Raw genomic sequence first — 11257 nt, 5'->3', positions numbered from 1 at the left:
CGCCTACTCACCGACCTGCCCGCCCTCGTCGTGGACGGGGCAGCAGGAGCGTACGGGACACGTCCGACACTTGTCGTTGGCGCGGGCCTGGAAGACGTCCGAGGCCATGCCGGTCGCGACGACCTCGATGAGTTTCTTCGGCCACTCGGGATCGGGGTCGTCGGCCGGGGGCGGCTGCCCCTGTTCCCGCGCGCGCGCAGCGAACGCCGCCTTCCCCACCTGGATGAGCTTCGCGCCGCCGGGCTCGATGAGGCCGTGGCGCTCGAACGCGCCGAGCATCACCGCGTACTGGTAGACGCCGAGCTGCGGGTGCCGCGCCAGGTCGTCCTTCGGCACGGCGGTCGTGGACGTCTTCACGTCGATGATCACGGCGCGTCCGTGCTCGTCCCGTTCGGCCCGGTCGATGCGGCCCTTGATGACCACGCGGCCGAGGTCGACCTTGAACGACTCCTCCAGCGCCACGACCTCGTTGGGGTTGTCGCGGTGCCAGGTCAGGAACTTGTCGACCATCTTCGTGGCCTGCTCGCGCTGCTTGTCGGAGTACCACGAGCTGCGGAACTCGAGGTCGTTCCAGATGTCGTCGAGCCGCTCGGCGACGTGCACCTCGTCGACGCCGTCGTCCGCGCCCGCCATCTCGGCGACCGCGTGCACGACCTTGCCCATCGTGCTGTACTCGTTCGGGCCGCCCTCCTGCGCGCCGACCGCCGAGGCGAGCAGCCAGCGCAGCCCGCAGGTCGTGAACGCCTCCACCTGCGACGGCGAGATCGTGATCTGCTCGTCCTCGGTGAAGGCCGGGCCCGGGTCCGACAGGGCGGTGATCGCGTACCAGTTCTCCGGACGCGCGCCGCGCACGCCCGCGCGGGCGAGGCGCGCGAGGTGGCCGGCGGCGGCGCGCCGCAGCGGTTCGGGACGGGACGGGTCGGCGACGACCGAGCGCAGGTCGGCGACCAGCGCGGACAGCGAGAGCCAGCGGGTCTTCTCGTCGAGCTGGGACTGCTCGATCGCGCCCGGCAGCAGCTCGTTCAGGAACCGCGACGGCCGCTCCTCGGCGTCGTCGCCGCCCACGGCCGTCACCACGAGGCGCTTGCGCGCGCGCGTCACCGCGACGTAGAAGAGGCGGCGTTCCTCGTCGAGCATCTTCGCGGACATCGACGCGCCCACGGCCGGACCGTCCGCCGGACCGTCCTGCTGGGAGCCCGCGTGGTGCTCGACGAGTTCCTCAACGCCCAGCAGGGAGCCGCGCAGTCGCAGGTCCGGCCAGACGCCCTCCTGCACGCCCGCGATGACCACGACGTCCCATTCGAGGCCCTTGGAGCGGTGCGCGGTGAGGATCCGGACGGCCTCGCCCTCCGGGGCCTGCTCGGCGAGCGTGTCCCCGGCGATCTCCTGCGCGGCGATGTTGTCGACGAACAGCTCCGGTCCGGCCTGCGGCAGCCGGTCGACGAACCGGGCCGCGTGGTCGAACAGCGCGACGACGGCGTCCAGGTCCCGGTCGGCGGCGGCGCCGCGCGTCCCGCCCTTGACGCTCTGCGCCAGCAGCGCGTCGGCCTGCCCGCTCTCGCGCCACACGTCCCACAGGACGTCCTCGGCGGTGCCGCCGTCCGCGACGCTCCGCCGCGCCGTCTCGATCAGGTGCGCCACGCGTTCGGCCGGGCCCCGCACCCGCTCGTGGACGAGCGTCACCTCCCGTGGGTCGTTCACCGCCGCCACCAGCAGGTCCCCCAGCGGACGGTTACCGCCCGAGAGCTCCTCCAGATCGCGCAGCGCGCGCTTGAGGCGGCGCATGCCGAGTGCGTCCGCGCCGCCGAGCGGGCCGGTCAGCAGGTCTTCGGCGACGGCGTCGTCCAGGTAGTCCTTCTTCAGCGCGGCCCGCAGCAGCACCAGGAACGGGCGGACGGCGGGCTCGGACACGAGCGGCACCTCGTCGCCCGCGACGACGACCGGCACCCCGGCCTGGGCGAGCGCCCGCCGCAGCACCGGCACCTGCCGGACGGCGCTGCGCACCAGCACCGCCATCCGCGACCACGGCACCCCGTCGAGCAGGTGCGCGCGGCGCAGCTCGTCGGCGACCAGCGCCGACTCCTGCGACTCGGAGTCGGCGATCACCGCGCGGACCTCGCCGTCCTCGGCGTCGTCCTGCGGGAGCAGCGCCCGGTGCTCGGCGGCGACGGACGACCCGGCGGGCAGCCGGCGCGCGATCCGGCGGGACGCCTCGAGGATGTCCGGGCCCATCCGGCGGCAGTTCCGCAGCGCCACCACCGGCGCCGGGTCCCCGTCGAGCGTCCGGAACCGCTCGGGGAACTCCAGGATGCCCCGGACGTCGGCGCCCCGGAACCCGTAGATCGACTGGTCGGGGTCGCCGACCGCCACGAGGTCGCGACCGCCGCCCGCCAGGTGCCGCAGCAGCGCCTCCTGCGCGGGGTCGGAGTCCTGGTACTCGTCGACGAACACGGCGTCGTAGGCGTCCCGCTCGCGGATCCGCGCCGCCTCGTCGGCGAGGGTCTCCGCGGCGATCTGGATCAGCTCTCCGTAGTCGTAGGTCGGGACGGGGTCGAGCGCGAACCGCTCCTCGTAGCGGTCCATGAACCCGGCGATGGCGTGCCAGTCGTCCCGGCCCCGGATGCGGCCGAGCGCGTCCAGGTCGTCCGGGAGGTAGCCGCGCTCGACGGCCCGCAGCACGAAGTCCCGCAGTTCCTCGGCGAACCCGCGGGTGACCAGGGCCGCCCGCAGCCGCTCCGGCCAGTCGCGCGCGCCGTCCGACACCTCGCCCTCCAGCAGCCGCCGCACCTCCAGGAGCTGCTCGGGGCCCGACAGCAGCCGCGGCGACGGGTCCTCGTTGTCGACGGCGTCGCGCCGCAGCAGCGCGTACGCGTAGCCGTGGAACGTCAGCGCGAGCGGCGTCCGCGTCGTGCGGTGCAGCCGTCCCGCGATCCGCTGCCGCAGTTCCCCGGCGGCCTTCCGGCCGAACGTGAGCACCAGCACCCGCTCGGGGTCCACGCCCCGGTTCTCGATCCGGTCGACGACCGCCTCGACGATCGTCGTGGTCTTCCCGGTGCCCGGCCCGGCCAGCACCAGCAGCGGCCCGCCGGCGTGCTCGACCACGCGCCGCTGCCGGTCGTCCAGGACGGGCGCGATGGCCCGCGCGGGACCGGCGCGGCGGACGAGACGGTAGGAAGCTGGCGGCACAACAGTTCATTGCAGCAGATCACCGAGCATGATCGGACCACAACGCACCCATGTCGCGGAAGTGGCCGGAGTGAGCCGGGCGTCCGAAGCCCCGCCGGACGGGGGCCGGGGGCCCGCCCGAGGGCGTCACCGGGGCGTACCAGCCGGGTGTGACCGCCGTCACCCGGCATCCTGCACATATTCGCGGGACGGCCGTTGTGCGCTTTTCTCATGGCCGTTCGATAACCGAACCGCCAGAGTCACTACACCGCCGGAATTTCCCGACGGACGCCGGGACGCACCGCCGTAACATCCCCGCAATCGACCTTTAACAGGAGCCTAGCAGGCTCGCCCGGCACCCTTCTCCGAAATGGACGGTGACGTATTGACCGCCGCGCACTGGATCTATCTCGCCGGCCTCGCCGCGATCATCGCCACGGTGGTCGCGCGCAAGAACGTCGTCGCGCTGGCCGTGGCCGCCACGTTCGTCACCGGGACCGCGTACGGCGGCAGCGCCGTGACCGGGCTCGGCGCGATCTTCAACGGCGCCATCGTCGCCACCCGCGAACTGCTGCCGATCTTCATCATCATCGCGCTGGTCACGGCCATGCTGGGGGCGATGCGCGGGCTCGGCGCGGACGCCCTGATGATCCGCCCGCTGCGGCGGCTGTTCCGCAACGGGCACGTCGCGTACCTGGTGCTGGCGGTGGTGACGTTCGTGCTGTCGCTGTCGTTCTGGCCGACGCCGGTACTGCCGCTGATCGTGGCGATCCTGGTCCCAGCCGCGGTGCGGGCCGGGCTCGCCCCGTTCGGCGCCGCGCTGGCCATCGCCATCACCGGGCAGGGCATGGCGCTGAGCTCCGACTACATCATGGGCGTCGCGCCGGGCCTGTCGGCCGACGGCGCGGGCGTCCCGGCCGGGGCGATCGCCGACCGGGCGATGATCATCTCGCTGGTCGCGGGGGCCGTCGCACTCACCGTCGCCTACCTGCGCGACGTGCGCACCAAGATGCTCGACCCGATCGCCGCGGCCGCGGTCACCCTGCCGGCCGCCCGGACCGGCCCGGCCCGCACCGCCGCCCCGGCCGTCGCGTCCGCCGCCACCGGGGACGGCCCGGACGGCGACCGGGACGGGGCGCGGGGCGGAACCGCGACCCTGACCGCGCCCGACTCCCCCGGCGGCCCCGGCTCCGGCGGTCCCGACGACGGCGCGCCGGCGCCGCGCGTCGCGCGGGCGGTGGCGGTGGCCGTGCCCCTCCTGTTCGCGGCGCTGCTGGTGTTCATGCTGCTCGGCCGGTTCACCTCGCTGGTGCCCGACATCGACGACGGGCAGGGCGCGCCGCTCGTCGGCGGCACCGCCGCGCTCGCGCTGGTGGTGATCGCGCTCGCCGCGAACCGAAAGACCTGGCTGGAGGACGTCGGATCGCACTTCACCGAAGGGGTCGGCTTCGCGTTCCGGACGATGGGGATGGTCATCCCGATCGCGGGCTTCGTCTACATCGGGCTGTCGGACTACGCGGGCGAGATCCTGGGGCTGCCGGAGGGCGCGCGGGCGCCCGGCTTCCTGCTGGACGCGATCGGGCACGTGCAGCCGCACATCCCGGACGTCCCGGTCGTGGCGGCGTTCGCGATGCTGCTGATCGGCATGGTGATCGGCCTGGACGGGAACGGGTGGCCCGGGCTGCCGTTCACCGGGTCGCTGGCGGGCTCGCTCGGCGACGGGTCGGGCGCGGACGTCGCGACGCTGGCCGCGATCGCGCAGAACGGCGCGAGCTGGACGGGCGGCGGCACGCTGGTCATCTGGTCCTCGCTGATCGTGGTGGCGGGGCTCACCGGGGTCTCGGTCGTGGACCTCGCGCGGCGGCTGTTCGTCCCGGTGGTGACCGGGCTGGTGGTGGCGACGGCGATCGCGGCGGTGGCGCTGTGAGCGCGCCGGGGCGGACCGTCGTCGGGACGGCCGAACTGGTCCGGAGCGGGCGGCTGGCGGCGCGGGAGGCGGTCGAGGACGCGCTGCGCCGCATCGCCGACCGCGACCCGGCGCTGGGCGCGTTCGTCCACGTGGACGCCGAGGGTGCGCTCGCCCGGGCGCGGGAGATCGACGCGCTGGTGGCCCGGGGCGTCGACCCCGGGCCGCTGGCGGGGGTGCCGCTGGGCGTGAAGGAGCTGCACGCGGTGGCCGGGTGGCCGTTCGCGATGGGCAGCACGCTGCACGCGGACCGGATCGCCGGGCACACGTCCACGCTGGTGGCGCGGGCGGTCGCGGCCGGGGCGGTGCCGGTCGGGGCGACGGCCTCGCCGGAGTTCGGGCGCGCCTCGTTCACCGCCTCGTCCCTGCACGGGGTGACCCGGAACCCGTGGAACCCGGAGCTGACCCCGGGCGGTTCCAGCGGCGGTTCCGCCGCGGCGGTGGCCGCCGGGATGGTGCCCGTCGCGACGGGCACGGACGGCGCGGGCTCGCTGCGCATCCCCGCGTCGTACTGCGGCCTGGTCGGGTTCAAGGCGACCTACGGGCGGGTCCCGCGTGGACCGTTCCATTGGGGGACGGCCGACAACGACCACTACGGCGTGCTCACCCGGACGGTCCGCGACACCGCGCGCGTCCTGGACTGCGTGAGCGGGACGGACGAGTACGACCGGGCGTCGCTGCCCCGCCCGGAGACCCCGTTCGAGACGTCCATGCGGGCCGTGGAGCTGCGCGGGCTGCGGGTGGCGTGGACGCCCGACCTGGGCAACGCGCCCTGCGATCCCGGCGTGGCCGCCGTGGTCGAGGCGGCGGCGGAGAAGTTCGTCGCGGCGGCGGGCGCGCACCGCGTCCCGGCGGACCTCGAGCTGGAGCGGGCCTGCGGCGCCGCGTACCGGACGCTGTCGGTGCCGGACGTGCACGCCGAGCTGCGGGACGCGCCGGCCGAGCGGCTCGGCGGCGTCCATCCGACGGTGCGCGGGTACGCCGACGCCGCCGCCGCGCTGGACGCGGACGCGCTGGTGGAGGCCCACCGGACGCGGGCCCGGCTGGTCGCGACGCTGGCCGCGGCGTTCGAGCGGTTCGACCTGCTGCTGACCCCGGCCACGCAGGTCCCCGCGTTCCCGGCGGCGGGCCCGATGCCGGCCGAGATCGCCGGACGGCCGGTGGACCACTGGGGCGCGCTCGCGGTCACGTTCCCGTTCAACCTGTCCGGGCATCCGGCGATCTCGGTGCCGGCGGGCCTGGCCGGGGGCGCGCCGGTCGGGCTGCAGATCGTCGGGCGGCGGCACGCGGACGCGGCCGTGCTGGCGGCCGCGGCCGCCGTCGAGGACCTCGGCCTGCGGCCCGCCCCCTGACCCGCCGGTCAGCCGACGGCGGCGGCCCCGCCCGCGATCTCCTCCTCGAAGGCGCGCAGGGCCGCCGCGCCGACGGCCTTGTCCTGCTCGCCGTTGCCGCCGCTGATGCCGACCGCGCCGATGACCTGGCCCTCGTAGACGATCGGGAAGCCGCCCACGAAGATGGCGAACTTGCCGGGATGCATCTGGTTGATGCCGAACGCCTCGTTGCCGGGCAGCGCGGGGCCGTTCGGCGGCTCGTTGAACTTGTGCGTGTCCCGCTGGTGCCCGGCGGCCGTGAACGCCTTGGCGATCGCGATCTCGACGCCGGTCAGCCGGGCGCCGGTCATCCGGTGCAGCGCGATGGGGTGGGCGCCGTCGTCGGCGATGCAGATCGTCTGCTTGACCCCGATCCGCTCCGCCTCGGCCTCGGCCGCCCGCAGCAGCACCAGGGCGTCCTCCAGGGTCAGCCGGTGAACGGTCTGCATTTCTTCCTCCCTGTCCGCGCAGCACGCGCACTTTCGGCGCACTGCGAATTACGGAAAGGCGTCACCATGACGCCGTTTCCTTTCTTGGGTATTGCCGGAATATGCATGTATGGCGGAGAATGGGGAGCGACGCACCCGCCCGTCCACGGCCATGACGGCCAGTCTCCGAGACGTCCGACAGACCGGACTATGTACACTCTGCCGAACAAACGGGACGGGATGTGGGCACATGGCACACCGGCACACGCACACCCTCAGCACCGACACCCCCACCAACTCCTCCCCGACCGATGGACCCCCCACGTCGGGCACCCCCACCATCGACACCGCCACCCCGGCCACCACGACCTACGACGCCTTCACCCCCGGCGCCCCTACCGCAGGCACAGCCACCCCGGGCGCCCCGGCCACAGTCACCCCGGCCGCCGGCAGCACCACCTCGGGCATCTTCACCTCGCAGGCCCCGGCCGCCGGTGGCACCCCAACCGGCGCCCTCACAACCGGCACCACCGCCTCTGCCACCCCGGCCGCGGACAGCACCACCTCGGGCCGCTCCACCATCGACACCCCCGCGTCGCACGCTCCGGCCGACGCCGACGCCGACGCCTCAGCTCTCTCGACCACCACCCCGATCACCGGCCCTCCCGTCACCGGCACCCAGGCCGCCGAGGCGCACGGAAGCGCGCACGGAAGCGCACACGCGGGCGCACACGCGGGCACGGACGGGGGCGCGGACGTGCCGGTCACCGTCGGGGCGCTGCTCGCGGAGCCGCTGCTGCGCGGCGGCCTCGTCGCGGGCATGGCCGGGCTGGCCCGTCCGGTCGCCTGGTGCCTGCCGCTGTCGGAGACCCGCGGCCCCGCCGCCCGGCCCGACCCCGACCATCCCGACCACGCGTGCCTCGGTCCCGATCCCGGGGACGGCGCGTCCGGTGCGCGGAACGCGGGCACCGGCGACCTGGCCGGCATCGCCGTCCACCTGCCCGCCACCGCGCTGGCCACGGCGGCGGAGGCGGGCGCGCTGGTGCACGAGCTGGCCCGGCGCGGCGCGGCGGCGCTGCTGGCGTGGCAGCGGCCCGGCGGCCGGTGCGACCTGAAGGCGGCGGCACCGGCGGCCGAGCGGGCCGGGATACCGCTGCTGGAGCTGCGCGCCGAGGCCGACTACCGGACGGTGAGCCGGCTGGTCGGGCAGAAGGCCCTCGCCCAGACCTCGCACGTCCTGGAGTACGGGGTGCGCGTGCACCGGGCCCTCGGGGACGTGCTGGCGCAGGGGGCGGGCGTCCCGGCGATGGCGCGCGCGATCGCGAACCTCGCGGGCTGCCCGGTGCTGGTCCTGGACGAGGACGGCGAGCGGCTGGCGTGGGAGCGGCCGCAGGGGGACGGCGGGCCCGATCCGGACACCGTGGCCGCGGTGCTGCCCGCGGACGTCCCGGCGGACGGCGGGCACCCCGTCGAGCTGGACGTGCACCCGTCCCCGGCCGGCGACCCGGTGCGGGTGCTGGTCAGCGGCATCCTCGTGGGCGGGGAGGCGTACGGGCGGCTGGTCATCGTGGAACGTTCCTGGCCGCCGGACGAGCACGGGCTGGCCCAGCACCGCGTCATCGCCGAGCACGGCGCGACGCTGACCGGCTCGGAGATGCTGCGGCAGCGGTCGGTGCGGGCGGCCGAGGAGAGGGCCCGCGGCGACTTCGTCGAGGCGCTCGTCCACGGCCGGTTCGCCGACCCGTACGAGCTGGGCGCGCGCGCACGGCACCACGGGTTCGACGTCGACGGGCACTTCGCGGTGCACGTGGTGTCGGCGTCCGCGCTGCTGCCGCTCGGCCGCGACCACCTGCGCCGCAAGCTGGCCGCCGCCCGCATCGCGCAGGCGACGGAGCCGGACGGCACCACGCTGACCGCCGCGATCGGCTCGACGATCGTGGCGATCCGGCAGCTGGCGGCGTCCGGCGACCCGGCGGCGGAGCGGCAGGAGGCGGGCCGGTTCGCGCGGCGGCTGCGGCGGCGGCTGGTGCCCGCGCTGGGCGAGGACGTCCGGGTGACGCACGGCCGTCCGGGGCAGGGCGCGGCGGGCGTCGCGGCCGGGTACTACGAGGCCCGGCTGGCGATGGGGCTGTCCTGGCACACCGGCGCCGACAGCGTGTGCGGGTACGACGACCTGCGGGTGTTCGCGGCGCTGAAGGAGGTGGCGGGCAGCGCGGAGGGACGGACGTTCGCGGCCGAGACGCTCGCGCCGCTGCGGCAGGCGGGCGGCGGCGACCTGGAGCCGATCGTGCTCGCCTACATCAAGGCCGCCGGGAACCTGAACGCCGCGGCCCGGTCCCTCAACCTGCACCGCAACACGATGCTGTACAAGCTCGACCGCGCGTCCCGCGCGCTGCGCATGGACATCCGCACCGCCGACGCGCAGTTCATGTTCTGGCTCGCGCACCACATCGAGACGCTCAGCTCGGTCACCCAGTCGCTCGCGGACGAGCTCGCCCCGCCCGCCCCGCGCCGCTGACCCGCCGCGCCCGCCGGGCGGCCGGGGGCCGTCAGCGGGCGGGCGGGCCCGGCGGCGGGGCCGGGTCGGGGCCCGCGAAAGAGGACAGCAGTCCCAGGGCGGCGACCGCCGCGCAGCCGGCGAACACGGCGCCGAACGAGGGGCCGCGGTCGAGCACGGCCGCGACCCAGGCGGCGCCCAGCGCGGAACCACCGAAGCGCACCAGGTTGAACAGCCCGAGACCGGCCCCGTACCGTCCGGCGCGGGAGCGGGTGGCGCCCGTGGCGGCCGGGGTCTGGACGAGCGCCACGCCCGCCCCGGTGAGCAGCAGCGCGGCCAGCAGCGGCGGCACCGCGTAGTACCGGTCGGTCAGCACGGCCGCCGCCAGCGCCTGCCCCGCGACCAGCAGCACCAGCCCGGCGCGCAGCACGGGACGGGCGCCGAGCCGTTCCATCGCGGCGCCGACCGGCGGGGCCAGCACCGCCATCGCGATCGGCAGGCAGAGCAGCAGCGCACCGGCGGTGAGGGTGCCCGCGCCGCGCTCGGTGGTGAGGTAGAGCGGGACGCCGAGCAGTGTCGCGCCCAGGCAGAACATCTGCGCCAGCACGGTCAGGCAGGACCGCAGGTAGCGGATCTCCAGCAGCAGCCGGGGCGGCAGGAACGCGTCCGCGCGCCCCCGCTCGGCGAGCAGGAACGCCCCGGCCGCCAGCAGCGCGGCGGGCGCGCCGAGCCAGACGGCCGGGGAGCCGAGCCCGAGCGGCGCGACCGCCGACGCGGCGCCGAGCGCCAGCCCGGCGGCGAGCGTGAGCAGCGCCGCCCCGCGCCACTCCAGCGGGACGGCGCGCGGCCGGTCGCACGGCACCAGCCGGACGGCCGCGACCGCGGCGGCGAGCCCGACCGGGACGATCGGCCAGAACACCGCGCGCCACCCGAGCCAGGTCGCCAGTCCCCCGCCGAGGGCGGGCCCGGCGGCCTGGCCGATCCCGTTCGTCGCCGCCCACAGCGCCAGCGCGCGGCCCCGCGCGGCGCCGTCGAACAGCGCCGAGATCAGCGCCATCACGGTCGGCAGCATGGCGGCGGTCGCGGCGCCCTGGACGGCCCGGACGGCGACGAGCGCGCCCAGTCCGGGCGCGAGCGCCGCGCCCGCCGAGGCCGTCCCGAGGACGGCCATCGCCGCGGCGAACACGCGGCGGTGCCCGTACCGGTCGCCGAGCCACCCGGAGATCGGCAGCAGCACCGCGAAGGTGACGGTGAACGCCACCACCAGCAGCGCGCCCGCCGACAGCGGGACGCCCAGATCGTCCAGGATCATGCTGAGCGGCACGTTCACGATCGTGTTGGCGAGCGTCCCGGTGAACGTGCCGAGCAGCAGCGGGACGAGCGGGAGGAGCGCGGCGAGCGCGCCCCGGCGGGACTCCGCCGCCCCGCCGACCGGTGGTTGGTCAGCCGACACCCTGGTGCCGCCGTCGCCGAGGGCCGGGAGGCCGGGCGCCGGGCGGGACCGCCACCAGGACCCGCCCGTCCTCCTCCTTCACCGGGTAGACCTGGACGGGTCTGGTCGCGGGCGGCGTGATCGGCTCGCCGTCGGCGTAGTCGAACACGCTGCCGTGGCACGAGCACAGCAGCCCGTCCTCGGTGACGCGGCCCGACGACAGCAGGCAGTCCAGGTGGGTGCAGTAGTTCGACATGGCGTGCACCACGCCCTCCGAGCGGGCGAGCGCGATCTCGACCTCGCCGGCCTCGCCGCCGTCCACGAAGAAGCGCCGGACCACTCCCTCGGGGACCTGCCCCGACCGCGCCACGTACCGGTATTCGACGTCCGTCATGCTCC

The 11257-nt window shown here is 75.7% G+C and carries 7 protein-coding genes; 3 read left to right on the top strand and 4 right to left on the bottom strand.

Going from position 1 to position 11257, the window contains the following annotated elements; all coding sequences use genetic code 11:
- Positions 1–3: 3 nt before the first annotated feature.
- A complete protein-coding gene (locus tag F7P10_RS31755) occupies positions 4–3186 on the bottom strand; it encodes an ATP-dependent DNA helicase (protein ID WP_151015046.1) in 3183 nt (1060 codons plus the stop codon).
- A gap of 349 nt (positions 3187–3535) precedes the next feature.
- On the opposite strand from F7P10_RS31755, the gene F7P10_RS31750 reads away from it, so the two are divergent.
- Both F7P10_RS31750 and F7P10_RS31745 read left to right on the top strand, forming a co-directional pair.
- Positions 3536–5092 (top strand): permease, encoded by a 1557-nt coding sequence (locus F7P10_RS31750; RefSeq protein WP_176611743.1) that lies wholly within the window; start codon positions 3536–3538, stop codon positions 5090–5092.
- A complete protein-coding gene (locus F7P10_RS31745; protein ID WP_151015044.1) occupies positions 5089–6483 on the top strand; it encodes an amidase in 1395 nt (464 codons plus the stop codon). The genes F7P10_RS31750 and F7P10_RS31745 overlap by 4 nt, the downstream gene beginning before the upstream one ends.
- An 8-nt stretch (positions 6484–6491) precedes the next feature.
- Here the strand turns inward: F7P10_RS31745 and F7P10_RS31740 are convergent, their stop codons facing one another.
- Positions 6492–6950, bottom strand: coding sequence for a heme-binding protein (locus F7P10_RS31740; protein WP_151015042.1), 459 nt, complete (start codon positions 6948–6950; stop codon positions 6492–6494).
- Between the two features lie 229 nt (positions 6951–7179).
- Between F7P10_RS31740 and F7P10_RS31735 the strand changes: the two genes are divergently transcribed.
- Entirely contained in the window at positions 7180–9447 is a 2268-nt protein-coding gene (locus F7P10_RS31735; protein WP_151015040.1) for a helix-turn-helix domain-containing protein, read from the top strand.
- A gap of 31 nt (positions 9448–9478) precedes the next feature.
- Here F7P10_RS31735 and F7P10_RS31730 read toward each other — a convergent pair whose 3' ends face one another.
- Positions 9479–10879 carry an MFS transporter gene (locus F7P10_RS31730; RefSeq protein ID WP_151015038.1) on the bottom strand — a complete coding sequence of 467 codons (1401 nt, stop codon included), beginning with the start codon at positions 10877–10879 and terminating at the stop codon, positions 9479–9481.
- Positions 10869–11252 carry a Rieske 2Fe-2S domain-containing protein gene (locus tag F7P10_RS31725; RefSeq protein WP_151015036.1) on the bottom strand — a complete coding sequence of 128 codons (384 nt, stop codon included), beginning with the start codon at positions 11250–11252 and terminating at the stop codon, positions 10869–10871. The genes F7P10_RS31730 and F7P10_RS31725 overlap by 11 nt, the downstream gene beginning before the upstream one ends.
- Positions 11253–11257: the final 5 nt, after the last annotated feature.

Origin of the sequence: Actinomadura sp. WMMB 499, assembly GCF_008824145.1 — a bacterium.
Taxonomy (GTDB): Bacteria; Actinomycetota; Actinomycetes; order Streptosporangiales; family Streptosporangiaceae; genus Spirillospora.
Note: the sequence above shows the minus strand (reverse complement) of the source record. Positions and strands in the feature narration are given on the sequence as shown.

Excerpts from the sequence above, each read along its gene's own strand:
- F7P10_RS31735 (WP_151015040.1), top strand. The coding sequence starts at position 7,180 with ATGGCACACCGGCACACGCACACCCTCAGCACCGACACCCCCACCAAC.
- F7P10_RS31740 (WP_151015042.1), bottom strand. The coding sequence starts at position 6,950 with ATGCAGACCGTTCACCGGCTGACCCTGGAGGACGCCCTGGTGCTGCTG.
- F7P10_RS31725 (WP_151015036.1), bottom strand. The coding sequence starts at position 11,252 with ATGACGGACGTCGAATACCGGTACGTGGCGCGGTCGGGGCAGGTCCCC.
- F7P10_RS31750 (WP_176611743.1), top strand. The coding sequence starts at position 3,536 with ATGGACGGTGACGTATTGACCGCCGCGCACTGGATCTATCTCGCCGGC.